This is a genomic window from Streptomyces sp. NPDC047917 (assembly GCF_043204345.1).
GTDB classification, from domain to species: Bacteria; Actinomycetota; Actinomycetes; order Streptomycetales; family Streptomycetaceae; genus Streptomyces; species Streptomyces sanglieri.
In genome coordinates this window covers 573,421-598,698 of the sequence record NZ_JBIDCA010000004.1, presented here as the reverse complement: position 1 = coordinate 598,698, position 25,278 = coordinate 573,421, and the positions used below count along the sequence as shown (strand labels likewise).

The 25,278-nt window shown below is 72.0% G+C and carries 21 protein-coding genes; 13 read left to right on the top strand and 8 right to left on the bottom strand.

The genetic code is table 11. From position 1 onward, the window contains the following. The first annotated feature begins 130 nt into the window (after positions 1 to 130). The 6 genes from ACGF8B_RS12465 to ACGF8B_RS12440 all read left to right on the top strand — a co-directional run bounded on the left by ACGF8B_RS12465 (position 131) and on the right by ACGF8B_RS12440 (position 8,176). Positions 131 to 1,768 carry an ABC transporter substrate-binding protein gene (locus ACGF8B_RS12465; RefSeq protein ID WP_392737314.1) on the top strand — a complete coding sequence of 546 codons (1,638 nt, stop codon included), beginning with the start codon at positions 131 to 133 and terminating at the stop codon, positions 1,766 to 1,768. After that, entirely contained in the window at positions 1,765 to 2,718 is a 954-nt protein-coding gene (locus ACGF8B_RS12460) for an ABC transporter permease (protein WP_392737313.1), read from the top strand. The genes ACGF8B_RS12465 and ACGF8B_RS12460 overlap by 4 nt, the downstream gene beginning before the upstream one ends. Continuing rightward, the gene (locus tag ACGF8B_RS12455; RefSeq protein WP_392737311.1) at positions 2,715 to 3,584 is read left to right on the top strand and encodes an ABC transporter permease; all 870 of its coding nucleotides are present in this window, start codon (positions 2,715 to 2,717) and stop codon (positions 3,582 to 3,584) included. The genes ACGF8B_RS12460 and ACGF8B_RS12455 overlap by 4 nt, the downstream gene beginning before the upstream one ends. Before the next feature lie 5 nt (positions 3,585 to 3,589). Continuing rightward, positions 3,590 to 4,573: an ABC transporter ATP-binding protein gene (locus ACGF8B_RS12450; RefSeq protein WP_392737309.1), complete on the top strand. Its 984-nt coding sequence runs from the start codon at positions 3,590 to 3,592 to the stop codon at positions 4,571 to 4,573. Beyond that, the gene (locus tag ACGF8B_RS12445) at positions 4,570 to 5,352 is read left to right on the top strand and encodes an ABC transporter ATP-binding protein (RefSeq protein WP_392737307.1); all 783 of its coding nucleotides are present in this window, start codon (positions 4,570 to 4,572) and stop codon (positions 5,350 to 5,352) included. Before ACGF8B_RS12450 ends, ACGF8B_RS12445 begins: the two co-directional genes overlap by 4 nt. Before the next feature lie 178 nt (positions 5,353 to 5,530). Continuing rightward, positions 5,531 to 8,176: an ABC transporter substrate-binding protein gene (locus ACGF8B_RS12440; protein ID WP_392737305.1), complete on the top strand. Its 2,646-nt coding sequence runs from the start codon at positions 5,531 to 5,533 to the stop codon at positions 8,174 to 8,176. A gap of 57 nt (positions 8,177 to 8,233) precedes the next feature. On the opposite strand, the gene fusA is transcribed toward ACGF8B_RS12440, so the two are convergent. Then, complete coding sequence (gene fusA, locus ACGF8B_RS12435; protein ID WP_392737303.1) at positions 8,234 to 10,330, bottom strand: elongation factor G; 2,097 nt, start codon at positions 10,328 to 10,330, stop codon at positions 8,234 to 8,236. A gap of 468 nt (positions 10,331 to 10,798) precedes the next feature. Between fusA and ACGF8B_RS12430 the strand changes: the two genes are divergently transcribed. Continuing rightward, the gene (locus tag ACGF8B_RS12430; RefSeq protein ID WP_392737301.1) at positions 10,799 to 11,431 is read left to right on the top strand and encodes a class I SAM-dependent methyltransferase; all 633 of its coding nucleotides are present in this window, start codon (positions 10,799 to 10,801) and stop codon (positions 11,429 to 11,431) included. Between the two features lie 35 nt (positions 11,432 to 11,466). Here the strand turns inward: ACGF8B_RS12430 and ACGF8B_RS12425 are convergent, their stop codons facing one another. Beyond that, positions 11,467 to 11,793 (bottom strand): hypothetical protein, encoded by a 327-nt coding sequence (locus ACGF8B_RS12425; RefSeq protein WP_392737300.1) that lies wholly within the window; start codon positions 11,791 to 11,793, stop codon positions 11,467 to 11,469. 129 nt (positions 11,794 to 11,922) lie between these two features. Then, the gene (locus tag ACGF8B_RS12420; protein ID WP_392737438.1) at positions 11,923 to 12,801 is read right to left on the bottom strand and encodes a DUF2510 domain-containing protein; all 879 of its coding nucleotides are present in this window, start codon (positions 12,799 to 12,801) and stop codon (positions 11,923 to 11,925) included. A gap of 119 nt (positions 12,802 to 12,920) precedes the next feature. Here ACGF8B_RS12420 and ACGF8B_RS12415 point away from each other — a divergent pair, with 119 nt between their 5' ends. The 6 genes from ACGF8B_RS12415 to ACGF8B_RS12390 all read left to right on the top strand — a co-directional run bounded on the left by ACGF8B_RS12415 (position 12,921) and on the right by ACGF8B_RS12390 (position 18,858). Continuing rightward, positions 12,921 to 13,700 (top strand): crotonase/enoyl-CoA hydratase family protein, encoded by a 780-nt coding sequence (locus ACGF8B_RS12415; RefSeq protein WP_392737298.1) that lies wholly within the window; start codon positions 12,921 to 12,923, stop codon positions 13,698 to 13,700. Between the two features lie 93 nt (positions 13,701 to 13,793). Beyond that, the gene (locus ACGF8B_RS12410; protein ID WP_392737297.1) at positions 13,794 to 14,840 is read left to right on the top strand and encodes a S66 peptidase family protein; all 1,047 of its coding nucleotides are present in this window, start codon (positions 13,794 to 13,796) and stop codon (positions 14,838 to 14,840) included. Between the two features lie 155 nt (positions 14,841 to 14,995). Then, positions 14,996 to 15,742 carry a FadR/GntR family transcriptional regulator gene (locus ACGF8B_RS12405; protein ID WP_392737295.1) on the top strand — a complete coding sequence of 249 codons (747 nt, stop codon included), beginning with the start codon at positions 14,996 to 14,998 and terminating at the stop codon, positions 15,740 to 15,742. Between the two features lie 178 nt (positions 15,743 to 15,920). Continuing rightward, on the top strand, positions 15,921 to 16,688 hold the full coding sequence (locus ACGF8B_RS12400) for a (Fe-S)-binding protein (RefSeq protein WP_392737293.1): 768 nt from the start codon (positions 15,921 to 15,923) through the stop codon (positions 16,686 to 16,688). Further along, complete coding sequence (locus ACGF8B_RS12395; RefSeq protein WP_392737291.1) at positions 16,685 to 18,229, top strand: lactate utilization protein B; 1,545 nt, start codon at positions 16,685 to 16,687, stop codon at positions 18,227 to 18,229. Before ACGF8B_RS12400 ends, ACGF8B_RS12395 begins: the two co-directional genes overlap by 4 nt. Beyond that, on the top strand, positions 18,226 to 18,858 hold the full coding sequence (locus ACGF8B_RS12390; protein ID WP_392737289.1) for a lactate utilization protein C: 633 nt from the start codon (positions 18,226 to 18,228) through the stop codon (positions 18,856 to 18,858). Before ACGF8B_RS12395 ends, ACGF8B_RS12390 begins: the two co-directional genes overlap by 4 nt. 69 nt (positions 18,859 to 18,927) lie before the next feature. Here the strand turns inward: ACGF8B_RS12390 and ACGF8B_RS12385 are convergent, their stop codons facing one another. The 5 genes from ACGF8B_RS12385 to ACGF8B_RS12365 form a co-directional block, all read right to left on the bottom strand. Further along, on the bottom strand, positions 18,928 to 20,829 hold the full coding sequence (locus ACGF8B_RS12385) for a DUF2264 domain-containing protein (RefSeq protein WP_392737287.1): 1,902 nt from the start codon (positions 20,827 to 20,829) through the stop codon (positions 18,928 to 18,930). Then, positions 20,826 to 21,875: a hydroxyacid dehydrogenase gene (locus ACGF8B_RS12380; RefSeq protein ID WP_392737285.1), complete on the bottom strand. Its 1,050-nt coding sequence runs from the start codon at positions 21,873 to 21,875 to the stop codon at positions 20,826 to 20,828. The genes ACGF8B_RS12385 and ACGF8B_RS12380 overlap by 4 nt, the downstream gene beginning before the upstream one ends. A 41-nt stretch (positions 21,876 to 21,916) precedes the next feature. After that, positions 21,917 to 22,789, bottom strand: a complete 873-nt coding sequence (locus ACGF8B_RS12375) for a carbohydrate ABC transporter permease (RefSeq protein ID WP_392737283.1) — start codon at positions 22,787 to 22,789, stop codon at positions 21,917 to 21,919. Continuing rightward, a complete protein-coding gene (locus tag ACGF8B_RS12370) occupies positions 22,786 to 23,805 on the bottom strand; it encodes a carbohydrate ABC transporter permease (RefSeq protein ID WP_392737281.1) in 1,020 nt (339 codons plus the stop codon). Before ACGF8B_RS12370 ends, ACGF8B_RS12375 begins: the two co-directional genes overlap by 4 nt. A gap of 87 nt (positions 23,806 to 23,892) precedes the next feature. Continuing rightward, complete coding sequence (locus ACGF8B_RS12365) at positions 23,893 to 25,254, bottom strand: ABC transporter substrate-binding protein (protein ID WP_392737279.1); 1,362 nt, start codon at positions 25,252 to 25,254, stop codon at positions 23,893 to 23,895. Positions 25,255 to 25,278: the final 24 nt, after the last annotated feature.

Sequence of the window (25,278 nt, the reverse complement as noted above, 5' to 3'; positions counted from 1 at the left end):
TGCCATCCCCCCGACCTCTGCAAAACCGTTCCCGCAAAGTCGGCCCAAGCCTTGTGCGGGAACGTTCCCGCATCAATACTCGCTCCATCCCCCAGTGCCCGTCACTACACCCGTAAAGGGGTGGGTCTGCATGCGCATGCCCAGATTCATCACATTCGCCTGTACCGCCGTGCTCGCGGCGTCCCTCGCCGCCTGCTCCGGCGCCACCCGGCCCCAGGCCGGCGCCGGCGGCGGTGCCGACTACGAGGTCACCCCGACTTCACCGCCCGCCCGGGGCGCCCTGGACTCCTTCACCTGGTCCCTGTACGCCGAGCCGTACACCCTCGACTACGCCCTCGCGTACGACTACCCGCCGAACACCGTGCTCGCCAACGTCTGCGAGCAGCTGCTGCGGGTCACCCCCGACCTGAGGATCGAGCCCGGCCTCGCGGTCAAGTGGGCGCAGCCCGATCCGCGCACCCTCGTCTACACCCTGCGGCCCGGCGTGAAGTTCCACGACGGCACCACGATGACCGCGGACGACGTCGTCGCCTCCCTCAAGCGGCAGATGGATCCGGCCACCGGCTCCCCCTGGGGTTCGTCCTTCAAGAACGTCCACTCCGTGGAGAGGACCGGCCCTCTGGAGGTGACGATCCGCCTGGACAAGCCCGACATCCTCTTCCACGAACTCATGGCCGCCTCTCCCGGAACTGTCGTGAGCGCCGCCTCCCTCGCCGAGGAGGGCAAGGACTACGGCACCCCGAAGGGCCGACTGAACTGCACCGGCCCCTTCGCCCTGGACAAGTGGGCCCAGGGCGACAGCATCACACTGCGCAAGAACCCGGCGTACTGGGACAAGAAGCTCGCCCCGAAGTCCCGGTCCGTGAAGTTCACCTTCATCGAGGACGCGTCCGCCCGCTCCAACGCCTTCCTGTCCGGCACCGCCGACGGCGGCTACATGATTCCCTCCACCTCTCTCGCCCAACTGCGCAGCAGCGGCAAGGGCTCGGTCGTCTTCGGCCCCAACACCGCGGCCGCGGACCTCGCCGTCCTGGACTTCCACGGCCCGCTCGGCGACCTCAAGGTCCGCAAGGCCCTGTCCATGGCACTCGACCGCAAGAACATCATCAAGGCGGCGGCCGGCGGCGTCGGCGTCCCCGCCAAGGCCCCCGCCGCGCGCGGCGCCTGGGCGCTCGTCCCGGAGAAGACCGCCACCCTGTACGACACGCTGCCCGAGCCCGCCCACGACATCGAGGGCGCCAGGAAACTCATCCGGGAGGCCGGTGCCGAAGGCCGCTCGATCACCGTCGTGACCAGCTCGCTCGCGCCCGAGATCAGCGTGGTGGCCAACGCGGTGCAGGCGGCCGGCCGCCAGATCGGCCTGGACGTCGAGCTGAAGAGCGTCGCCCCCGACGCGTACAGCAGCATCTTCGTCGACCCGAAGGCCCGTCAGGGGCTCGACCTGGTCATCACCAACGGTTACGACAACACGCCGGACCCGCTGGAGTTCTACCAGTACCTGCGCACCGGTGACTTCGGGAACTACGGCAACTGGTCCGACGCCGGCTTCGACGCCGCGTTCGACCGGGCCAACTCCGAGCCGGACCCGGGCAGGCGCGCCGAACTCACCGCGAAGCTCCAGGAGATCGCCATGCGCGAGCTGCCCATCATCCCCGTGTACGAGGCGCCGTACTCGGTCTTCCTCGGCAAGCGGATCACCGGCGCCCCCACCGGCATCGCCCAGCTCTACTACCCGTGGGCCGCGACGATCGGGGCCGCACAGAAATGACCCGCTTCCTCGCCGGACGGCTGCTGGGCATGGCCGCGGTGCTGTTCGTGACCTCCCTCGTGGTCTTCGGCACGATCCACCTGGCCCCCGGCGACCCCGTGACCTTCCTGCTCCACGGCCGCCCCGCCACCCCCGAGGCCGTGGCGGCCCTGCGCGCCGAGCACCACCTCGACGACCCCCTCGTGACGCAGTACGGCAAGTGGCTCGGCGACGTCCTGAGCGGCGACCTCGGCCGCTCCGCCCAGTACCACCAGGACGTCACCGCACTCCTCGGCTCCCGGCTGCCCGGCACCGCGCTCCTCGTCGGCTACGCGGCCCTGCTCGTCGCAGCCCTCGGGGTGAGCGCCGGAATTCTCGCGGCGCTGCGCCCCGGCCTCCTCGACCGGGCGGTGCTGATCGGCACGGGCGTGGCCACCGCCACCCCGTCCTTCGTCACCGCGATCGTGCTCGTCTCCCTCTTCTCGGTCCAGCTCGGCTGGTTCCCCGGGCCGGGCGGCGGCGCCGCGGCGGGGCTGGGAGCCCGGCTCCACCAGCTCACCCTTCCGGCCTTCGCCCTCGCCCTGACCTTCGCGGGCCTGCTGGCCCGGGTCACCCGCTCCGCGATGCTCGACGAACTCGGCCGCGAGCACGTCGAGGTGGCACGCGCCCGGGGCGTGGCCGGCCGGACGGTGGTCCGCCGGCACGTGCTGCGCAACGCGCTCGGCCCGGTCGTCACCGTCGGCGGCACCATGCTCGCCGGACTGCTCATCAGCACCTCGATCGTCGAGACCGCCTTCGACGTGCCCGGGCTCGGATCGCTGCTGGTGCAGTCGGTCACCGCCCAGGACTTCGCCGTGGTCCAGGCGATCACCCTGCTCAGCGTGGCGGTCTTCGTGCTCGTCAACCTCGCGGTCGACCTGCTCGCCCCGCTCATGGACCCCCGTCTCTCTCCCGGGGAAGGTTCCTCATGACCACCACCCTCACCTCGGTGCCGTACCGCAGGCCGGGCCTGCGCGGGCTGCGCCTCCTCGGCCAGGGACCGCTGTTCGCGGTCTCGGTCGCGGTGCTCGCCGCGCTCGTCCTGGTCGCCGTGCTCGCACCCGTCCTCGCCCCGTACGACCCCGAGGCGCTCGACCTCTCCGCGAGCCTCGTCGGCACCACCGGCGACCACCTCCTGGGCACCGACCAGTCGGGGCGCGACATCCTCTCCCGGGTCGTCCACGGCGCCCGCACCGGGCTGCTCGGACCGCTGCTGGTGGTCGCCGTCTCCACTCTGCTCGGCATGCTGCTCGGCGTGGTGGCCGCCTGGCGGGGCGGCTGGGCGGACGCGATCCTGTCGCGCTCGATGGACCTCGTCTTCGCGATCCCGGGACTGCTGCTCGCCATTCTCCTCGTCTCCGTCGTCGGCTCCGGCATGACCGCACCCGTCATCGCCATGGCCGTCGCCTACACCCCGTACGTGGGGCGGCTGGTGCGCGGCATCGCCCGGCAGGAGAAGGAGCGGCCGTACATCGAGGCGTACGTGGTGCAGGGCTGGTCCGGCTGGACGGTCTGCGTCCGCCACCTCCTGCCGAACATCGCACCGACCGTCCTCGCCCAGTCCGCGATGAACTTCGGGTACGCGCTGATGGACCTCGCGGCACTGTCCTTCCTCGGCTTCGGCGTCCAGCCGCCGACCGCCGACTGGGGCGCCATGATCAACGAGGGTCAGGGGGCCGTCCTGCAGGGCGCGATGCTCCCGACGCTCGCGCCGTCCACGTGCATCGTGCTCGCGGTCGTCGCGTTCGGAATCGTCGGCGAGGGACTCGCCGACCGCATCGCGCGGCGGGAGAGGTGAACGCCATGACCACGACGTCGACCACGCCCGTCCTGGAGATCGACGGACTCGGGGTGAGGCTCCCGGACGGCCGGGCGGTCCGTCCCCTCCTGGACGGGGTGAGCCTGACCGTACGGCCCGGGGAGACCGTCGGCCTGGTCGGTGAGTCGGGCTCCGGCAAGTCGGTCGCCTGCCGCAGCGTCCTCGGACTGCTTCCCCGGGGCGCCCGCACCAGCGGGCAGGTCCGGGTCTCCGGACGCGACGTGCTGAGCATGCGCCCGAAGGAACTGGCCACGCTGCGGGCCCGCGAGGTCGCCATGGTCTTCCAGGACCCGCGCGCCTCCGTCAACCCGCTGCGCAGGGTGGGCGACTTCCTCACCGAGGGGCTGCGGGCCTCGGGCACCCCGGCCGACCGGGCCACCGCGCGCGCCCTTGAGCTCCTCGAAGCCGTCGGCATCCGCGACCCCCGGGGCGCCCTGCGCCGCTTCCCGCACCAGTTCTCCGGCGGAATGCTCCAGCGGGTCGTCATCGCCGCGGCCCTCGCCGCCGAGCCGGCCCTGCTCCTCGCCGACGAACCCACCACCGCGCTGGACGTCACCACGCAGGCCGAGGTGATCGCGATCCTGGCCCGGCTGCGTGCCGAGCGCGGCACCGGCATGCTCTTCGTCACCCACGACCTGGAACTTGCCTCGGCGATCTGCGACCGGGTGTACGTGATGTACGCCGGCCGGATCGTCGAGACCCGCTCCACCGACGAGCTCTTCGACCGGCCCCGCCACCCCTACACGGCGGGACTCCTCGCCTCCACCCCACGCATCGAGGCAGGCGCCCCGGCGCCGCGCCCCATCCCGGGCCGGCCCCTCTCGCTGGCCGAGGACCCGCCCGGCTGCGCCTTCGCCGCCCGCTGCCCGCACGCGGTGCCGCGCTGCACCGAGGAACGGCCCGAACCGGCCGAGCACGGCGAGGGCCTGGCCGCGTGCCACCGCGCCGAGGAAGGAATCACACTGTGACGAAAGGACTGGTGGTCGAGGGGCTGCGCAAGCGGTACGGGCAGCACACCGCGGTCGACGGAGTGTCGTTCACACTCCCGCCGGGCGGATCGCTCGCGATCGTCGGCGAGTCCGGCAGCGGCAAGACGACGACGGTGCGCATGCTCGTGGGCCTGGAGCGCCCGGACGGCGGCACGGTCCGGCTGGACGGCCGGGACCGTTTGGCCCGTGCCCGCGGCCGCGCCGAACGGCTCGCCCGGGCGCGGTCGGTCCAGATGGTCTTCCAGGACCCCTATCTCTCCCTCGATCCGCGGGTGACGGTCAGCGGCTGCCTGGACGAGGTGCTGCGGCTCCACACCGGTCTGGACGGGACCGCGCGCCGGGCCCGGGTCGCCGAACTCCTCGACCAGGTCGGGCTGGGGTCCCGCGAGTCGGCGGCCCTGCCGCGCGGGCTGTCCGGCGGGCAGCGCCAGCGCGTGGCGATCGCGCGAGCGCTCGCGGTGGAGCCCCGGGTGCTGATCCTGGACGAGGCGGTCGCCGCGCTCGACGTGTCGATCCAGGCCCAGATCCTCGAACTGCTGCGTGAGATCCGTGGCGAGGCCGGGATCGGCTATCTCTTCGTGACCCACGACCTGGCGGTCGTCCGGCACATCGCGGACGAGGTGCTCGTACTCAGGTCGGGCGCGGTGATGGAGTCGGGCCCCGTGGACCGGGTGCTCGACGCACCGGAACACCCGTACACCCGGCTGCTGTTGAGCTCGGTGCCCAGGCGCGGCGGTCCGCCGGGCGGAGAACGCTGAGGGCGGGCCCGGGCGGGGGACCGACGACACCGTGGTGCGGGACCGTCGTGCGCGCGGTCCCGCCGGCCGGCCCGAACGACCGCGGAGGCTGACGGAGCCGTATCTCCAACTACCGTTTCCCCCAGCCCACTTGACACTATAGTGATCGCCGATTAGCCGTCCGAAATCGGGAGTACGGATGGGGCTGGACGATGTCCTGGCGCAGTTGACCTTCAGGGAACGTTTCACCCGCAAGCGGGTGCGCTTCGAGCGCAGATACGGTGCGCTCGTCGTTCAGGTCGAGGGCGCGCCCGCCCCCGTCAGGCAGTGGCTCGGTGCGCTGCTCAGGAACTACCGGGGCGTCGTGCCGGTCAACAATCCGAGCGATGTCCCGACCGGCCGGGGCGAGGAGGGCCTGGTCGTCGAGCAGCTGCAGGCGATGACCGAGGGGTGCGGCTACGGCGGCCGGGTGGCGCACGGCCTGCCCATAGTGTTCCCGCGCTTCGCGGCAGCCCGTACGGCGCTCTACGAATGGCAGCCCGTCGCGACCCAGTCCCACCCGCGCCGGATCGGTGACCTGAAGCGGCAGATCAGGGAGGCGATCACCGAGGAACGCCGGCAGACCCTGCCCGAGCTGCGCCCCCGGCTGAACCCCCTCCTGGACGACCCGTACGTCACTGAACGCATGGGCGGGGGACTGGTCGGCCTGCTCCTGAAGGTCGTCAACGCACTCAGGTTCCCGCACCACCGGACCGTCCGCTGGTACGGCACCCGGCGCTTTCCCCGGCAGCGCACCTTCGAGGCCGTCTGTGAAGAGCTGGAACGGCTGCGCAGCGAGCCCGCGGCGGCGAAACAGCTGCTGCTCGTCGAGGCCCTGCTCGCCGACATCGACGCGCACTACGGTGCCGTCCGCCGTCTCAACCGGGCCCGCCGCCCCGTGCTCCTGCTGCCGGACGTGGACACCGTGGACGTGCGGCGGGTCATCCGGGACAGACTCATGGAGGCGTACGACGGGGAGTCCCGCGCGCTTCGTGTGTATCCCGTGGTCGTCACCACCTCGCAGCCCGGCGGGGCCACGCCCGCGGAGGGCGCCAAGCCCGCCACCGCGTCGGCCGCCCTCGCGGAGGCGATCGAGGAGCGCTTCGGCGAGCGGGTCCGGGTCGCCGAGGAACGGAGCCGGGGCGGCCGTACCCCACTGCCCAGCCGCCTGGTCCAGGTCACCCTGGACGACGTGCCCGACCCGCGGCCCGGCCGCCGGCCCGGTCGCCGGATCCTGGGGCCGGTGACCGCCGTGGCCACGGCACTGGCGCTCGCCGCGGCCGGACTGGGCACCTACTACGGCTTCTTCCGCGAGCCCGAGAGCTGCGGCACCGGACTTCAGGTGCACGGCGAGGAGTGCCTCGGCGTCTCCGACGGCAGGGGCGTGTTCATGCCCGGCTACGACGGGATGCCCGAGGTCTTCGCGCGGATCGCGGAACAGAACAAGGCGGTCACCGCGGCGAAGCACGCCACCGTCGCCCTGCTCATCCCCATGGAGTCGGACAACCCGGCGGTCCGGCGCCAGATCCTCAGCGAGATCCAGGGCGCCTATCTGGCCCAGGCCGGAGCGAACGGCGTGGATTCCGCGAAGCCGCCCGTCCGCCTCGTCCTCGCCAACCCGGGCAAGGGCTACGGGCAATGGCGCAGGACGGTCGACCAACTCCAGCGCCAGGAACCCGATCTGCGGGCCGTCGTCGGGTTCAACCTCAGCGTGACGAAGACCAAGGAAGCCCTCGCGTACGTGACCAACACGCTGAAGCTCCCGGCTGTCGCCAGTGTGGTGACGGCCGACGACTTCTCCAACCCCGAAGGGAAGGAAACGGTTCCCTTCCCCGGGCTCGCCCGCGCCGTCTCCACCACGAAGGACCAGGCCCGCGCACTTCTCGCCTTCGACCCCGCTCTCGCCGGGGCGGAGACCGCCCTGGTCACCGACGACCGGCCCGGCGACGACTACAACCGTTCATTGCGGGACGCCTTCGCCGAGGCCAGAGCGGGCAAGACACAGGGCGGGGTCCAGGACATGCGCTTCGAGTCCCCGGGCGTCGAGGAGGCGGGCGTCACCCCCAACGAGTTCGAGGACTTCGCGGGAAACATCTGCCGCTCCAACGCCCACGTCATCTACTTCGCGGGCCGCGCCCTCCATCTGAAACTCTTCGTCAACAAGCTGGCCACCACCTACTGCCGCGAGAAGAAGTCGTACACGGTGATCACCGGCTCCGACGCCACCACTCTCGACCAGCGCCTCGACGACCGGCACCGCGCCCTGCTCCAGGGCGACCCCGGATCCGGCAAACCGTCCGTCACCATCCGTTACGCCGCCCCGGCACACCCCGACGCGTGGTCCATAGAGCTGCGGAAGTGGCAGCAGGACCCGAAGCACAAGGGACAGCAGCCGCCGCTGTACCTCAGGGAGGCCGCGGACGCGATGGACGCACTGCGGCAGAGCATCACGGACCAGGCCGGGGCCATCGGCGACGTGTACCTCGACGACGGGCGCACCATCGTGACGTACGACGTCGTCCTCACCGCCTCCAGGGCACTGGCGCGAGCGGTCCACACCAGTGGCCGGGAAGTGCCCTCGGCCGACCGGATCCGCAAGGATCTCGGGAAGCTCAACGCCGATCTGAGGGTGCGCGGAGCCGGCGGCTGGATCTGCCTCACCAACGCGGGCAACCCGTACAACAAGGCCCTGTCCGTGGTCCATCTCGAACCCGGCTCGAAGCGGCTGACGTTCGAGGGAGTGGCCTGGCCGACCGGGCGCGCACCCGCGCGGGACGACGACTGCGTGATCCCGGCGCATCCGTAGACCGCCGCGTGCGGCCGGACCGGCCCCGCCCGCGGACGGGAGGGGCCGGCACGGTCGTCACCCGGCCGCTGTCCCGGGGAAGACCGGGTTCGGCGCCGGAGCGTAGCCGGTGGGGCGGGTGGTGAACGTTCCCCGGCCCCGGGTCCGGCCGCGCAGCCGGGTCGCGTAGCCGAACAGCTCGGCCAGCGGCACGGTCGCCGTGATCACCGCGGTGCCGGCCCGCGCGGTCGAGCCGGAGACCCGGCCGCGTCTCGCGGCCAGATCGCCGAGGACCCCGCCCACGGCGTCGTCGGGCACGGTGACGGTGACCTCGGCCACCGGCTCCAGCAGCACCATCGCGCCCGCCCGCAACGCCGCACGGAGCGCGAACCGGCCGGCCGTGCGGAACGCCATCTCCGAGGAGTCCTTGGAGTGGGTGGCTCCGTCGGTCAGGGTGACCCGCAGCCCGGTCACCGGATGCCCGCCGAGCGGCCCCTCGGCCAGCGCGTCCCGGCAGCCGGCCTCCACCGCCCGCACATACTCCTGCGGCACCCGGCCACCGACGACGGTCGACCGGAACACGAAGCCGGGCCCGTCGTCCGCACCGCCGTCACCGGTGGACCCCAACGGCTCCGTGTCGATGACGACATGAGCGAACTGCCCGGCGCCACCGTCCTGTTTCACATGCCGGTACACCAGCCCGGACACCCCGCGGACGACCGTCTCCCGGTACGCCACCTGCGGCCTGCCGACACCGATCTCCAGCTCGTGCGCACGCCGGATCTTCTCCACCGCGACCTCCAGATGCAGTTCCCCCATTCCCGACAGCACCGTCTGCCCGGTCTCGGGGTCGGTGCGGACCACCAGCGAGGGATCCTCCTCGACCAGCCGCGCCAGCGCCGTCACCAGGCGTTCGGTGTCCGTGCGCCTGCGGGCCTCGACCGCCACCGAGACGACCGGTTCGGCCGCGGTGGGCGGTTCGAGGACCAGCGGCGCCGCGGGCGCGCACAGGGTGGCCCCCGCGCGGGCCGCCTTCAGCCCGATCACCGCGACGATGTCCCCGGCCACCGCCGTGTCGACGTCCGTGTGCCGGCCGGCCTGTACGCGCAGGATCCGCCCGACGCGTTCGTGGCGCCGCGCGCCCGCGTCCAGCACCGTGTCCCCCTTCCGGATCGTTCCCGAATACACCCGCAGACAGGTCAGCCGGCCGGTGGCCGTCGAATTCACCTTGAACACCAGGGCGGCGAACGGCGCCGCCGGATCGGCGGGCCGCTCCTGCACCGCGCCGTCCAGGGTGCCGCGCACCGGCGGCACGTCCAGCGGCGAGGGCAGGTAGGCCACCACGGCCTCCAGGAGCGGCTCGATGCCGCGGTTGCGGTAGGCCGAACCGCACAGCACCACGACACCTTCGCCGGTACGGGTCAGGTCGCGGAGCGCGGCCCGCAGCGTCTGCTCACGGACCGAGGACCGCGCACAGAACTCCTCCAGCGCCGCCGGATGGAGCTCCGCCGCCGTCTCCTCCAGCAGCCGCCTGCGCCGCAGCGCCTCCTCGCGCAGCGCCTCGGGCACCGGCCCCTCCTCGAACGCGCCGTCGTCGGCCCAGAGCAGCGCCCGCATGCGCAGCAGATCCACCACTCCGCCGAAGCCGTCCTCGCTCCCGATCGGCAGCTGGACCACCAGTGGGACGGTGTGCAGCCGGTCCCTGATCGACGCGACCGCCGTGTCGAGGTCGGCCCCGGCGCGGTCCAGCTTGTTGACGAAGGCGATCCGGGGCACCCCGTGCCGGTCGGCCTGCCGCCACACCGACTCGCTCTGCGGTTCGACGCCGGCGACGGCGTCGAACACCGCGATCGCGCCGTCGAGCACCCGCAGCGAGCGCTCCACCTCGTCGGAGAAGTCGACATGGCCCGGGGTATCGATCAGGTTGATCCGGTGACCGTCCCACGAACAGCTCACCGCGGCGGCGAAGATGGTGATCCCGCGGTCGCGTTCCTGGGAGTCGAAGTCGGTGACGGTCGTCCCGTCGTGGACCTCGCCCTGTTTGTGGACGGCGCCGGTGAGATAGAGGATCCGCTCGGTGACGGTGGTCTTGCCGGCGTCGACATGGGCGAGGATGCCCAGGTTACGGACGTCGGTCGGCGGACTGGTGGGTCGACGGTGCAGTTCGGTACGCACGGCCCATGGCCTTTCGGAATTCTTCCGGAACGGGAGGGCGCGATTCCCGGACGAACCGGCCTGCGATCGGGCCGGGTACGGACCTCCGCGACGGTGTGTCACACCGGCGGGTGATCGCCCGGCCGAATCGACGCCGGGCGCTGCGAGGTCAGTTGTCCGTCGCGGGGGACCGGTGCGGGCCGCGCAGCCCGCACCGGGCGCACGAAGACACCAGGATCACCTCGTACCGCGACGAGGGAACGACAACAGCGGTGCGGTGGCGCACGGCGGGTCTCCCCTCACTGGTCACGGTGCGCGTCACATGCCGTTGTGGCGCGCGATTCGTGATGAGTGTAGGAAACGGGCGGGCGGCAGGAAACCGGATTTCGCGGCCCTGGTGCCCGCAGGCCGGCGTTGTGGGCGCCGGCCAATGATGAAACGATCCTCGGGGAACCGCACGGGACGGCGCTTGGGGAAGGGACCACATCGATGGACGGAGACCAGGGCCGCGCTGCCGCCGCGGTGTTCGACGCGCTGGGCGCCGACTACGAGCGGGCGTTCGCCGGATCCGCCGCCCACCACGCCTCGTTGCAGCGGTTGCTGGGTGATCTCGCACCGCACAGCCGGATCCTGGACGTCGGCAGCGGAACGGGGCGGCCGACCGCGCAGACCCTCACCGGGGCAGGCCATGAGGTGCTGGGGGTGGACGTCTCGCCCGGCATGGTCGACCTGGCGGCCCGGCAGGTCCCCGACGCCAGGTTCGAATGCGCCGACATCCGTGAACTCGCCCTGGAGGATGAGAGTTTCGACGCGGTCTGCGCGTACTTCTCACTGCTCCAGATGTCCCGCGACGACCAGTTCCGGCTCCTGCGGAAGCTCGGCCGGCTTCTGGTTCCCGGCGGTCATCTGGTCGTCGCCACGGTGCCGTTGGACGTGGAGGACTTCGACGTCGTCTTCATGGGGCACGACGTGCGGGCGACGAGCTTCGGCCCGGAGGAGTTCACCGACCTGGTCACCGCGGCCGGCCTCTCGGTGCTGTGGGAGCAGAGCACCCTGTTCACTCCGGAGTACGAAGCGGCGGTGGCCGAGCCCCAGTTGTTCCTGCACTGCCGACGGGCCTGATACCCGGCCGCCCGGGCGCCGGGCCCGCCGCTCGCTCAGCGCTCGGCCGGCAGCTCTCCCGGGCGGCGGGTACGCCGGACCCCGGGGCACCGCCGCACCAGAGCGACGGGATGCCTGCCCGCCTTCAGCGGGCCCTTCCACCTGCGCAGGACCTGCCGGCCGCAGCCGCGCCACTGCGCGGGCGAGATGGGTACGGGCTGCCCGCCCCGGGTGACCAGCGCGTTCACCGGAGTCATCGGATCCGCCGCCATGGACTTGGCGAGCAGCACGCCGATCACCAGCGGGGCCAGTGACAGCGCCAGCGTCGTGCCGGCGCCGGCGACGTGCTGGATGCGGGGGCGGGACGGTGCGTCGGAAGGCATGACCGTCATTCGACCAGCGATCGCCCGCCGGTGGATCGGTCGACGTACTCAGCCCGGCCCGCCCTCGTACTCACACCCGGGTGTACGAAGGCGGGCCGCCCAGGGCCCTTCGCCCGGTCGGGCCGTGCCCTACGCCGTGGTGCCGGGGCCGGAGCCCGTTGCCGACGCGGCCTTGATGCCCTTGGTGATGTCGTCCATGACGGAGAGCGCGGGCGCCTTGGAATCGACGTCGAAGCCGGACCGCACCACGATCAGCAGGTCCTTCGAGCGGGGCGACGGGAAGGCCAGCGACTGGACGTACCCGTCGTCGCCGTTCTTCGTCACCACCTTCCAGCGCACCAGGTAGCCCTGTTCACCGGCCACGGTCACCGGGCCGGACTTGAGTTCCTCGTGCGAGGTGATGCCGCCGTAGATCTTCTCGCCGTACGACTCCGTGGCGTTGGCGGAGATGTCCTTCACCGCCGTGTCCTTCGCCGTCGTGGTGTCGAGCTTCAGGCCCTTCGCGGGCATGGAGAACACCCCGCCGCGCACACACTTCTCGGACGTGTCACCGGGACACGGGTAGTCGCCCGTGGTCACACCCGCGCCGGCGATCCCGGAGCTGCCCTTCCAGCCGTCCGGAACCGGCAGGCTGATCCCGCTGGTCAGGTCCGTGGCGTAGCCGTCCTCGGTCCCCGGCAGCTGCTGCTCGGGGGCACCGCTCCCGCCGCCGCCTCCCGGCGCGCCCGGACCACGACGGGGCGAGTCCGAGGGCGGGGCGGACGGGGCCGCGGCAGCGCGCTCGTTGTCGTCGCCGGACTTGTCCGACAGCAGGAAGACGCCGCCCCCGACGGCGGCGAGGACCACCACCGCGGCGGTGACGCCCAGTGCGACGCGCATCCGGCGGCGCCGGACCGCGGCGGGCGGCACACGGAGCTGGTCGGTCCACCGGGTGCCGTCCCACCAGCGTTCGTGGACGGGGCCGATTCCTGTATACCCGGGGTCTGGGTGCCAGCCGGGCGGGCTCATCTGGGTCACGCGCCCCACCGTAGAACGACTGCGTGAGAATCGCATGAATCAGCTGTGCCGGATCGATCCGGACCGATGAGGTGGCGGGCCCGTCCGCCGTCCAAGTGGGAGGCCGAACGATGAGTGAAGAAGCAGTGGTACGGATCGAGCGCGATGGGCCGGTGTTCACCGTGATCCTCGGGCGGCCCGGGGTCCGCAATGCCGTGGACGGGCCCACCGCCCGGCAACTGGCCGATGCCTTCCGGGAGTTCGATGCCGATCCGGACGCGTGCGTCGCCGTGCTGTGGGGCGAGGGCGGTACGTTCTGCTCGGGTGCCGACCTGAAGGGCATCGGTACGGAGCGGGGCAACGAGGTCCGGGCCGACGGCGACGGGCCGATGGGGCCGACCCGTATGCACCTGAGCAAGCCCGTCATCGCGGCGGTCTCCGGCCACGCCGTGGCCGGTGGGCTGGAGCTCGCCCTCTGGTGCGATCTCCGGGTGGTGGAGGACGACGCGGTGTTCGGGGTGTTCTGCCGCCGTTGGGGTGTGCCGTTGGTGGACGGGGGAACGGTGCGGCTGCCGAGGCTGATCGGCGAGAGCCGGGCCATGGACCTGATCCTCACCGGGCGGCCCGTCCCGGCGACCGAGGCGTACGCCATCGGGCTCGCCAACCGGATCGTGCCACCGGGCGAGGCACGCGGCGCGGCGGAGCGGCTCGCCCACGAGATCGCCGCCTTCCCGCAGTTGTGTCTGCGCCACGACCGGCTCTCGGTGCGCGAGCAGCACGGGCTGGGCGAACCGGAGGCGCTGGCCCAGGAGTACCGGCACGGCCTGGTGCCGCTGACGGCGGGAGAGACGCGGGCCGGGGTCGAACGTTTCGGGGGCGGCGCGGGCCGCCACGGATCCTTCGACGGGTGACGGCCCTCGTCGCGGTGTCTGCCGCCCGGTCCTCCGGCGGCCGGGCCGGGAAATCGTGGCGACGCCCCAGCTCCCGGCCCTTAGGCTCGGCGGATGTCGACCCACACGTACCCCGACAAGCCCCGGCCCGGCGACCGCGTCGCCGTGCTGTCCCCCGCCTCCGGTCTTCCCGGCATCCTGCCGCTGCCCCATGAACTGGGGCTGCGCAGGCTCCGGGAGGACTTCGGCCTCGAACCGGTGGAGTACCCGACGACGCGGAAGATGGGCGCCACCCCGCAGGAACGCGCGGCCGACATCCACGCGGCGTTCGCCGACCCCGGCATCAAGGCCGTGATCTCCAGCATCGGCGGCGACGACCAGATCACCGTGCTGCCGCACCTGGACCGCGAACTCCTGCGCGCCAACCCCAAGCCGTTCTTCGGGTACAGCGACTGCACGAACCTGTTGGTGTACCTGGAGAATCTGGACATCGTCGGCTACCACGGCGGAACGGTCATGGTCGAACTGGGGCGTCCCGGCGCGATGCACCCGCTGACCGCGGACTCCCTGCGCGCCGCCCTCTTCACCCGGGGCGACTTCGAGCTCACCCCGTCCAAGGAGTCCAACGGGGAGAACGGCCGGTGGGAGGACCCGCGCACCTTCGACTCCGAGCCCCCGATGCTGCCCTGCGGCGGCTGGATCTGGCACAACGCCGACGGCCGGAACGTGCGGGGCGCGAGTTGGGGCGGGAATCTGGAGATCCTTTCCTGGCTGCTCATGGCCGATCGCGAGATCCGGCCGGTGGACGAATACGCGGGACGGGTGCTGTTCCTCGAAACGAGCGAGGAGATGCCGTCGGCCGACGAGGTCTACCGGATCCTGCGGAACATGGGGGAGCGCGGGCTGCTCCGGCAGTTCCCCGCCCTCCTCATGGCCCGGGCCAAGAACTGGTCGTTCGAGAAGCCGCTCGGCGCCGAGGAGGGGGAGCGGTACCGCACGGAGCAGCGGAAGGCGGTGCTGCGGGCACTGGACGAGTACGCCCCCGGGACCATGGCCGTCCTCGATGTCGACCTCGGTCACACCGACCCGCAGCAGATCATTCCGTTCGGCGGCCGGATCGAGGTGGACGGAGTGGGGCGCCGCATCGTCGTCACCTACTGAACGGGCCTCGCCCGGCCCGGACCCACGAACGCCTGCCGGGAGTGCCGGGCAGGGATCGTCTTTGGTCCGACCATATGCGGTGTGTGACATAGTTGAAGATCCAGCGGCAGAGACGAGGGCGACCGGACGATTCCGGCCGGGGCAAGGGGTGGCGGATGCCCGTCGAATGGCAACCCGTACGGCAGTCCCGTACGCATGAGCTGGTGCTTCAGAGCATCGAGCAGCGGGTCTTCGCCGGTGAGCTGCGAGCGGGCGACCGACTGCCGCCCGAGCGCGAGCTAGCGCCGGTGCTCGGGGTCAGCCGGTCCGCGCTGCGCGAGGCGCTGCGGGTGCTGGAGACCATCGGCGTACTGGTCGCACAGCCGGGCCGGGGGCCCGACGCCGGGGCGCGGATCGTGCGCCACCCCGACGACGCGCTCGGGCGGCTGCTGCGGCTGCACTTCGCGCTGGGCAGCTACAGCCTGGAGGACGTCCTGGAGGCGCGCGTCGTGCTGGAGCGGTCCAGCTTCGAGGCGGCCGCGCGCAACGCCTCACCGCAGGACCTCGACGAGGCGGAGACGCTGGTCGTACGCATGGCGGAGCCGGGCGTTCAGGTCCTGGAGTTCAACGATCTGGACACCCGGTTCCATGTGCACATCGCCCGCAGCTCCGGCAACGAACTGACCTCCACGCTCACCTCCGCCGTCCGTGAGTCGGTGCGACCGCTGATCCTGCGCGCGCTGGAGGAGGCCGAGGACTGGCCGGCCACGGCCGCCGCGCTCAACGCCGAGCACACCGAGTTGCTGAGGCTGGTGCGCGCGGGCGAGGGCGCGAGCGCCGCCGACCTGGTCGAGAAGCACATCCGCAGCCTCCACGGCACGCTGGTCGACGAGAATTCCGAGCGGGCGCGAGGGGATTCCTGACACGTCCAGGCACGGCTCCGGCCGGACGGACCGGAGTCGTGCGGCCGTGGCCAAGTGATTGTCAGGTGCATGCTCGGCAGCTCGTGGCCCCGTGTGTCCCGGCGTGCATTTCTCATGGTCCGGACCGAGGCTAGTATGGTCGGACCATAAAAATGGAGAAGCGATCGGAGAGACCCCCATGCGCATCGGACTCTTCGCCACCTGTCTGGGAGACACGCTCTTCCCCGAGGCGGTGAAATCGACCGCGGTCCTGCTCGCCCGCCTGGGCCACGACGTGGTGTTCCCGCCGGGGCAGACCTGCTGCGGTCAGATGCACGTCAACACCGGATACCAGCGCGAACCCGTCCCCCTGGTCCGGAACTTCGCCGACCAGTTCGGCGACGCCTCGATCGACGCCGTCGTGATGCCGTCCGGATCGTGCGCGGGCTCGGTCCGCCATCAGCACGAGATCGTCGCCGAACGGTACGGGGACGCGGCGCTGCGAGCGGGCGTCGCCACCGTCAAGGCCAAGACGTACGAGCTGTCGGAGTTCCTCGTGGACGTCCTGGACGCGGGCGACGTCGGCGCGTACTTCCCGCACCGGGTGACGTACCACCCCACCTGTCACTCCCTGCGCATGTTGCGCGTCGGCGACAAGCCGCTGAGGCTGCTCCGCGCCGTCGACTCCATCGACCTCGTCGAACTCCCCGAAGCCGACTCCTGCTGCGGCTTCGGCGGTACCTTCGCCGTCAAGAACGCCGAGACGTCGACCGCGATGCTCCAGGACAAGATGCGCAACATCGCCACCACCGGGGCCGATGTCTGCACCGCGGGCGACTCGTCCTGTCTGATGCACATCGGCGGCGGCCTCTCCCGCATCAGGTCCGGCACCCGCACCCTGCACCTCGCCCAGATCCTCTCCGCCACCCGCACCTCGCCGTACGTCCCCACGGAGGCCGTCCGATGAGCAGCACCTTCCTCGGCATGCCAGCGACCCCGCCCCGCTCCCCGTACGGAACGGGCAACCTGCGCGGCGACCGGAAGTTCCCCGAGGCCGCCCACGACGAACTGCGCAACGAACAACTGCGCCGCAACCTCGGCCGGGCCACCCGCACCATCCGCGCCAAACGCCTCCACGTCACCGGCGAACTGCCCGACTGGGAAGCGCTGCGCGAGGCGGGTTCGGCCATCAAGACCGACACCATGAACCGGCTCCCCGAACTCCTGGAGCAGCTGGAGCGGAACGTCACCGAGCGCGGCGGCACCGTCCACTGGGCGCGCGACGGCGTCGAGGCCAACGAGATCGTCGCCCGGCTGGTCAGGGCGACGGGCAGCAGCGACGTCATCAAGGTCAAGTCGATGGCCACCCAGGAGATCGGCCTCAACGAACACCTCGAATCCGTCGGCATCACCCCGTACGAGACCGACCTCGCCGAACTGATCGTCCAGCTCGCGCACGACAAGCCGTCGCACATCCTGGTGCCCGCGATCCACCGCAACCGCGACGAGATCCGGCAGATCTTCCTCAAGGAGATCCCGGGCGTGGACCCGGACCTGGACAACGTGCCCGCGCATCTCGCCGCCGCCGCCCGCGCCTACCTGCGCGAGAAGTTCATGACGACCAAGGTGGCGGTCTCCGGGGCGAACTTCGGCATCGCCGAGACCGGAACGCTCGCCGTCGTGGAGTCCGAGGGCAACGGCCGCATGTGTCTGACGATGCCCGACACCCTGATCACCGTCATGGGCATCGAGAAGGTGCTGCCGCGCCATCAGGACCTCGAAGTGTTCCTCCAGTTGCTGCCGCGCTCCTCCACCGGCGAGCGGATGAACCCGTACACCTCGATGTGGACCGGGGTGACGCCGGGCGACGGACCGCAGGAATTCCATCTGGTCCTGCTCGACAACGGCCGCACCGCGGCGCTCGCCGACCGGATCGGACGCGAGGCCCTCAACTGCATCCGCTGCTCGGCCTGTCTCAACGTCTGCCCGGTGTACGAACGGGCCGGCGGCCACGCGTACGGATCGACGTACCCCGGACCGATCGGCGCCGTCCTCACCCCGCAGCTCGCCGGGATGCACGCGGCCAGGAACGACCCCAACAGCTCGCTGCCGTACGCCTCCAGCCTCTGCGGCGCCTGTTTCGACGCCTGCCCGGTCAAGATCGACATTCCGTCGCTCCTGGTCGAACTGCGCCACCAGCACACCGAGCAGTCCGGTACCACGGCGGAGAAGCTGGCCATGAAGGCAGCGGCCACCGTCATGAAACATCCGAAGCTCTTCACCACCGCGCAGAAGGGGGCGGGCATCGGCCGCGTCATCGGCGGGCGGGACGGGAAGATCTCGCATCTCCCGCCGCCGTTCGACGGCTGGAGCGAGAGCCGGGACACCGAGGTCCCGCCGAAGCAGACCTTCCGCTCCTGGCTGGCATCGGCCGAGGGCACCGCGACGATGCGGGCCGCCGCGGGCGAGTACGAGCAGAACCGGAAGAAGAACGAGGAGGAGAAGTGACGACCGCTCGCGAAACGGTGCTGGGCAGGATCAAGGACGCCCTCTCCCTCGCCCCCGCCCCCGCCATCGCCGTCCCGCGCGGCTACCGCACCGGCCGCACCCTCCCCGACGACGAACGCCTGGCCCTCTTCACCGACCGGCTCGTCGACTACCGGGCCACCGTCCACACCTGCACCGCCGACCGCACCGCACACGTCGTCACCGAGGTGCTGCGGGAGCGCGGGGCACGGCGGATCGGCGTGCCGGCCGGGCTCGACGCCGACTGGCTCGGCGGGTACGACGGCGAGGTCCAGCGGGACTCCGCCGACATCCCGGCGCCCCGGCTCGACGCGTTGGACGGGGTCGTCACCGCCTCGGCCGTCAGCTGCGCCGAGACCGGCACCATCTTCCTGGACGGCTCGCCCGACCAGGGCCGGCGGGCGCTTTCCCTGGTCCCCGATCTGCACGTCTGCGTCGTCGATCTGTCGACGGTCGAGGCCGGTGTGCCGGAAGCCGTGGCACGGCTGGTGCCGCAGCGGCCGACGACGCTGATCAGCGGCCCCTCGGCCACCTCCGACATCGAGCTGGAGCGGGTGGAGGGCGTGCACGGTCCGCGCACCCTGGCCGTGGTGATCAGGACGGACGCCTGAGGGCCGGCCCCCCGGCGGGCGGGGTGCGCGGCGGTCACCGGGGGATCCCCGCGCCGCGCACCCCGTTGCTCAGCCGTGCGTGACCGTCACCGGCTCGAAGCCGATACGCGTCGTCGTCCCGTCCTCGGCCCAGCGGACCTCCACGGCGTCCCCGTCCACCGACACCGCGTCGACCACGGAGTCGATCGGCGCCGCGTCGGGCTCCGCGGTCAGCGAGGCCAGCGCCACCAGCACCACCGAGCCCGTCGCGGACGCGGACAGCCGGGGCACCACCGCCCAGGGCGTGTACGCGGTGCCCTGCGGAGCCCGTACCTCGTCCCGGGACTCCCAGCCATGCAGGCCGTACAGCTCGGAGGTCAGGGCGTCGTCGCGGCCGGTCGCCCAGCCCGTCTGCTCCACCCGCGCCCCGTCCGGCGCGCCGAGCACCCGGTGCACCCGCAGCTCGTACCGCCCGCGCACCGCGGTGACGCTCTCCACCCGCAGCCCCGGCACCATCGGCGAGCCCGACGTGAACACCGGGCGGTGCCAGGAGGCGGCCCAGCCCCAGCCGTCGCCCCCGCCGGCGCCCAGCGCGCGGATGACCCGGCGACCGCTGCGGACCCCGGCGACGACCACGGCCAGGTGGTTGTCCGCCGTGTTCCCCCGCGAGGTGGGGCCGGTCACCGTCGAGTACGACTGGCGGCTGTACAGCGGGTCGTCCTGCACACCCGACTCGCCCTCGTGCGGGCGCACATGGTCACTGCCGTGGTTGTGCAGCCGTACGACCCCGTCCGCGCGGGTGGTCTGGACGAGCAGCCCCGGCGCGGGCAGTGCGAGCACCCGGTCGGGGCCCTCGCTCGGCGCGGGCTCCTCGGTCGCCGTCCACAGCGGATGGCCTTCCGGGGCGAGCAGCGAGACGAAGGCCTTGGACGCCCAGTACGGCGAGGCGGGCGCCGAGTAGTTCTGCAGCGAAGCCTCGTGCGGGCCGTGCCAGCCCAGGTTCAGCAGCCCGTCCGTACCGGTCGCGCCCCGCTCCAGGAAGTAGCGCAGCGATCCGTTGATCACCCGCCGCGAGGCGCCGGGAGTGAGCGGGGTGTGCCCGCTGAGGGCGCCGAGCGCCACCGACGAGGCCGCCGCGAAACGGTAGGTCAGCGAGCGGCCGAAGTGGATCGGCGCGCCGTCGCCGCCGAACAGCAGCGAGAAGCCCTCCAGGTGCTCGCGCAGCCGGGCTCCGTAGTGCGCGGACAGTCCGGCGTCGCCCGACAGATGCGCGTCCAGCACCGGGTAGAGGTGCAGTGCCCAGCCGTTGTAGTGGTCGAAGGCCCGGCCGTCGCCGTCCGCGTACCAGCCGTCGCCCCGGTACCAGCCCTCCAGCAGATCGAGGGCCCGCTGCTTGGCCCGTGCCGTCTCCGCGTCGCCACGGCCCACGGACTCCAGGAACCCGGCCACGGAGTAGGGGAAGAGGTACCAGTTGTTGGGGGAGGGGACGTGCCGCAGCGCGTCGCGCAGCCACTCCTCGGTCCGGTCCTGGACCCCGGCGTCCAGCCGGTCCCAGAGCCACGGCCGGGTCAGCCGCAGACCTATCGCCACCGAGGCGGACTCGACCATGGGCTGGCCGAAGACCGTGTGGTCGCGGATCAGCGGCCAGGACTCGGCGTCGTCACGGCCGGGGGTACGGGTACCCGCCGCGAGCCCGTCGGCGTACCGGTCCAGCCAGCCGTGCGGGTCCTTGCCCTCCGCGCCCGCCACCCGGAAGGCGGCGGCGAGGAAGGTGCGCGCGTAGCCCTCCAGACCGTCGGAACGCACACCGGACGCGGACGGCCGGCCCGGCAGGTCCAGCAGGGCGCCGCCCGGGGTGGCCCACTGCCAGGCGGCCCGGAGCAGCCCGTCGGCGGCGGCCTCCCAGTGCGCGCGGGTGTAGCCGGTGTACGGGCTCGACCCCCGGTCGTCCGCCGGGAGTTCGATGGGTGAGATCGGATGCGGAGCGGTCATGCGAGGAATGCCAGCCTTTCGCGTCGTACGGGATGGGCGAAACCGTCGCCCGCGGCCCAGCGGTCGACCTCGCCGACCGCGAGGCCGACCAGTCGTTGCCATTCATTGCCCTGCGAGCCCGCGAGGTGCGGGGTGATCAGAGCGTTGTCGCAGTCCCAGAGGGGGTGTGCGGTGGGCAGTGGATCGGGATCGGTGACGTCGAGGATCGCCCGGATCCGGTCCTGCCGGAGTACGTCGGTGAGCGCGTCCTGGTCCACCACGGCGCCCCGCGCTGTGTTGATCAGCACGGCGTCCGGGCGCATCGAGGTGAGCAGCCCACGGTCGACGAGCCCGCGGGTGGACGGCAGCAGCGGGGTGTGGACGCTCACCACGTCGCTCTGCGCGAAGAGTTCCGCGAGGCCGACCGGCCGCACACCGAGCGCCGCGGCCTGCGCGTCGGTGACGTACGGATCGTGCAGCAGGACGGGCAGGTCGTAGGGGCGCAGCAGTTCGATGACGCGCCGGCCGATCATCGAGGCGGACAGGATGCCGACGGTGCGGCCGTGGTTCCCGACCCGGGCGGGCGTGGCGAGCCAGTTGTCGCGGCGGCGCACCGCGCGGTACTCGCGGGCCCGTTCCAGGACCCGTTTGCCGGAGAGCAGGATCATCGCGACGGTGTACTCGGCCACCGGCAGGGCGTTGGCGGCGGCCGCCGACGACACCTCGATACCGCGGTCCCAGCACTCCTCGGTGATGTGTCCGCGGACGCTGCCCGCGGTGTGGACGACCGCCCGCAGCCGCGGGGCCGCGGCCAGGGCGGCCGCGTCCAGGGGCGGGCAGCCCCAGCCGGTGACCAGGATCTCCACGTCCGCCAGTACGGCGCGGGCCCGGTCGGTGGCGAAGTCGTCGAGGGCGGGGAGGTCCGCGAGATCGCAGACCTCGTCGAGCGCGGCCAGGGACCGGGCATCGAGGAGCGCGGTCGCGGCGGCCGGCTTCATGGCCACGGCGGTGCGCGGCCGGTTCCGGGTGGGGCGAGCTCGGGAAAGGTCGGGGCTGGTCCTGGGCATCTTTCTCCTGGCAGCGGGACGGGACGGTGGCGGTGGTCCGGTCATTTCACGGCACCCGCGGTGAGCCCCGACTTCCAGAAACGCTGGAGCAGGGCGAAGGCGAGGATCAACGGCAGGACCGCGAGGAGCGAACCCATGATCACGACGGGGTAGTACTCGGGCGAGACGACGGCGGCGCTGTTCCACGTGTAGAGACCGAGGCTGACCGGATACAGGTGCTGGTCGGAGAGCATCACCATCGGCAGGAAGAAGTTGTTCCAGATCGCCGTGAGCTGGAAGAGGAAGACGGTCACCAGGCCCGGCCCCAGCATCCGCAGGGCGACCCGGAAGTAGGCGGCCAGCTCGCCGGCGCCGTCCAGCCGCGCCGCCTCCAGCACCTCGTCCGGCACGTACCCCCGGCTGAAGATCCGGCCGAGGTAGACCCCGAACGGGTTGAAGAGCACCGGGACGAAGACCGACCAGAAGGTGTTGACGAGGCCGGTGCCGGACGCCATCAGGTACAGCGGCAGCGCGAGCACGGTCTGCGGCACCATCACCGCGGCCAGCACCAGCGCGAACAGCTTCTCCTTGTGCGCGAAGCGGTACTTGTCGAAGGCGTACCCGCAGGCGATGCTCACCATCGCGCCGACCGCGGCGCCCAGCACCGCGTACAGCAGGCTGTTTCCGTACCAGCGCCCGTACAGTCCGCCGTCCATCGCGAACAGGTCCTTCAGGTTCTGTCCGAAGGAGAAGTGGTCCAGCGACAGCACATCGCTGCCGAACAGCGCGTCGCGGTCCTTCGAGGCGGCGAGGACCAGCCACAGCACGGGCAGCAGTGTGTACAGCACCGAGACGCCGACGACGAGGTTGACGACGGCGCGGCCGAGGAGCCGGGGCCGCCGCGCGGCGGCGGTCCGGGTGGAGGGCGCGCTCACCGGGTGTCCTCCCCGGGTGCCCCCGCACGGTTGGACCAGCGGGTGACGCCGTAGGAGAGCGCGATCGTGCAGACGAGCAGGACGACCGAGGCGGCCGCGGCGAGGCCGTAGTTGTTACGGGTGAACGCCGCGTCGTAGATGTACATGCTGGGCGAGTACCGAGAGCTGATCATCGGTGTGGCCTGGCTCAGCAGCATCGGCTCGGTGAACAGTTGAAGGGCGAAGACCAGGGTGAACATCGTGACCATCACGATCGACGAACGCACCAGCGGCGCCTTCACCTGGAGCGCGGTACGGACCGGACCCGCGCCGTCGACCACCGACGCCTCGATCACCTCGCGCGGCACGGCCTGGAGGGCCGCGTAGAAGACGACCATGTTGTAGCCGAGATTGCTCCACAGCGCGATGTTCACGATCGACGGCAGGACGGTGTGCACACCGAGGAAGTCGACGGTGATGTCGGCCCCGGCCAGCAGGTCGATCACCGGGCTGAGCCCCGGGGTGTACAGGTACAGCCAGATGACGGCCGCGATGATGCCGGGCACCGCGTGCGGCAGGAACAGCCCGAGCTGGGCCCACGACCGCAGCCGTACCACCCCGGAGTCCAGCAGCAGGGCGAGCGCGAGGGCGCCGGTCACCATCAGCGGGATGTAGATCAGGCAGTACAGGACCACGGTGCCCAGCCCGCCGATGAACGTCGGGTCGGTCAGCACGGCGGTGTAGCTGCGCAGCCCGACGAAGACGGTGCGCTCCGGGCCGAAGCCGAGACCGGGCTGGTCGGCGCCGAAGAAGCTGAGCCACAGGGCCGTTCCGACGGGGATCAGGAAGACCGTCACGAGAAGGATGAAGAAGGGGGTCATCAGGGCGCCGCACGCGCCGAGTTCCCGGCGCCTGGCGTGCCTGAGGGCGCGGCGCGCCGGTCCGGCGGCCGACGGTTGTTGTTCCCCGGCGGTCCCCGAGGGGTGCGCGGGCGGACGCGTGGGGGCGGGAGCGGGGGTGGTGAGGTGGCTGGACACGGTGTCACCTGCCTCTCTGCTGCTGGAAGGGCTGCTGCTGGAAGGACTGCTGCCGGAACGGGGGACGGTATAGGGGACGGGGCACGATCAGGTGCTGTGCTCGGTGGTGGCGAGACCCAGGGCCCTGAGGTCCGGCATGGTGCCCCGCTGGGTCGCGCGCACGGCGTCGATCACCGAGCCCCGGCCGCCGCCCACCCGGGCGAAGCCGTCCTGCATCACCTTCTGAGAGGCGGACATCCGCGGTCCCCAGGTCCAGCCGTCCCGGATCTTGTGCGCCTCCCGCTCGAAGAGCGCGTAGATGTCCTGCCCGTTGTAGTAGCCGCGGTCGAAGGCCTTCCGGCCGACGGCCACGAGCCCGGGGACGGCCGGGTACTGGCTGCTGGTGCCGCCGGCGAGCCGGGCGCGCAGCGCGTCGGGGTGCGAGACCTGCCACTCGATGAACTCCATGGCGGCCTCCGGGTGCCTGCTGCCGGAGGTGACCGCGAAGGTGGACCCGCCGTGGGTGCCGAGCACGGCGGCGGACGGGCTCCACTGGGGCAGCGGCGCGACGGCCCACTTCCCCTTCTGCGCGGGCCGGGCGTTCATCTGCGCCCCGGCGTCCCAGGCACCGCTGAGCCGGGTGAGGACCTGGCCGCTGCCGAGCTGGGCGTCGTACTGCCGGCCGTCGACCGCGTTCACGACGACCAGGTCCTGGTCGATCAGCCGCTGCCAGTACGCGGCGACGCGGCGGCTCGGCGCGTCGGCGAACGACACGTTCCAGGCGCCCGCCCGGGTGTCGAACCACTGGGCACCGGCCTGCCAGGCGAACGAGGCGAACTGCGGGGCGCCGTCCGTGGCGAAGGCCGTCAGGCGGCGGCCGGGAGCCTTGCGGCGCACGGTCCGGGCCACGTCCTCGAACTCCGCCCAGGTGCGCGGGACCGGCAGGCCGTACTCGGCGAACAGGTCGCTGCGGTAGTGTATCACCATCGGCTCGACGTCCAGCGGCACGCCGAAGACCCGCCGGTCGAAGGTGGTCAGGCCGAGGGCCTGCGGCAGCAGCGCGGCGCGCAGCCGGTCGCCGACCAGGCCGGTGATGTCCCGGGCGACCCCGTCGATGGCGAAGCCGGGGATCTGGGGGTACTCGATCGTCGCGACGTCCGGGGCGTTGCCCGCCCGGGCGGCGTTGCTGAGCTTGGCGTACCCGCCCATCGAGCCCGCCGGGACCTGCTGGAAGTCGACCTGGACGGTGTCGTGGGTGCGGTTGAACGCGTCCACCACGTCCTGGCTGCCGCGCAGCGCGGACCAGAAGGTGATGCGGGTGGGGCGCCGGCCGCCGCCGGCTGCCGTGGTGCCGGTGTTGCGCGCGGCAACCGCCCCCGAGGGCCCGCCGCCGCAGGCGCCGAGCGCACCTGCCGACGGCAGGGCGGCGATCGTGGCGAGCACGGATCGACGGCTCTGTCGTCCGGGCATGTGCGCCTCCCGCGGCTGCTGAAA

What these genes read in the sequence shown, in the direction of transcription:
- ACGF8B_RS12460 (WP_392737313.1), top strand. Translation starts at nt 1,765, where the DNA reads ATGACCCGCTTCCTCGCCGGACGGCTGCTGGGCATGGCCGCGGTGCTG.
- ACGF8B_RS12465 (WP_392737314.1), top strand. Translation starts at nt 131, where the DNA reads ATGCGCATGCCCAGATTCATCACATTCGCCTGTACCGCCGTGCTCGCG.
- ACGF8B_RS12450 (WP_392737309.1), top strand. Translation starts at nt 3,590, where the DNA reads ATGACCACGACGTCGACCACGCCCGTCCTGGAGATCGACGGACTCGGG.
- ACGF8B_RS12455 (WP_392737311.1), top strand. Translation starts at nt 2,715, where the DNA reads ATGACCACCACCCTCACCTCGGTGCCGTACCGCAGGCCGGGCCTGCGC.
- ACGF8B_RS12410 (WP_392737297.1), top strand. Translation starts at nt 13,794, where the DNA reads ATGTCGACCCACACGTACCCCGACAAGCCCCGGCCCGGCGACCGCGTC.
- ACGF8B_RS12430 (WP_392737301.1), top strand. Translation starts at nt 10,799, where the DNA reads ATGGACGGAGACCAGGGCCGCGCTGCCGCCGCGGTGTTCGACGCGCTG.
- ACGF8B_RS12400 (WP_392737293.1), top strand. Translation starts at nt 15,921, where the DNA reads ATGCGCATCGGACTCTTCGCCACCTGTCTGGGAGACACGCTCTTCCCC.
- ACGF8B_RS12440 (WP_392737305.1), top strand. Translation starts at nt 5,531, where the DNA reads ATGGGGCTGGACGATGTCCTGGCGCAGTTGACCTTCAGGGAACGTTTC.
- ACGF8B_RS12395 (WP_392737291.1), top strand. Translation starts at nt 16,685, where the DNA reads ATGAGCAGCACCTTCCTCGGCATGCCAGCGACCCCGCCCCGCTCCCCG.
- ACGF8B_RS12425 (WP_392737300.1), bottom strand. Translation starts at nt 11,793, where the DNA reads ATGCCTTCCGACGCACCGTCCCGCCCCCGCATCCAGCACGTCGCCGGC.
- ACGF8B_RS12405 (WP_392737295.1), top strand. Translation starts at nt 14,996, where the DNA reads ATGCCCGTCGAATGGCAACCCGTACGGCAGTCCCGTACGCATGAGCTG.
- ACGF8B_RS12415 (WP_392737298.1), top strand. Translation starts at nt 12,921, where the DNA reads ATGAGTGAAGAAGCAGTGGTACGGATCGAGCGCGATGGGCCGGTGTTC.
- ACGF8B_RS12385 (WP_392737287.1), bottom strand. Translation starts at nt 20,829, where the DNA reads ATGACCGCTCCGCATCCGATCTCACCCATCGAACTCCCGGCGGACGAC.
- ACGF8B_RS12380 (WP_392737285.1), bottom strand. Translation starts at nt 21,875, where the DNA reads ATGCCCAGGACCAGCCCCGACCTTTCCCGAGCTCGCCCCACCCGGAAC.
- ACGF8B_RS12365 (WP_392737279.1), bottom strand. Translation starts at nt 25,254, where the DNA reads ATGCCCGGACGACAGAGCCGTCGATCCGTGCTCGCCACGATCGCCGCC.
- ACGF8B_RS12420 (WP_392737438.1), bottom strand. Translation starts at nt 12,801, where the DNA reads ATGAGCCCGCCCGGCTGGCACCCAGACCCCGGGTATACAGGAATCGGC.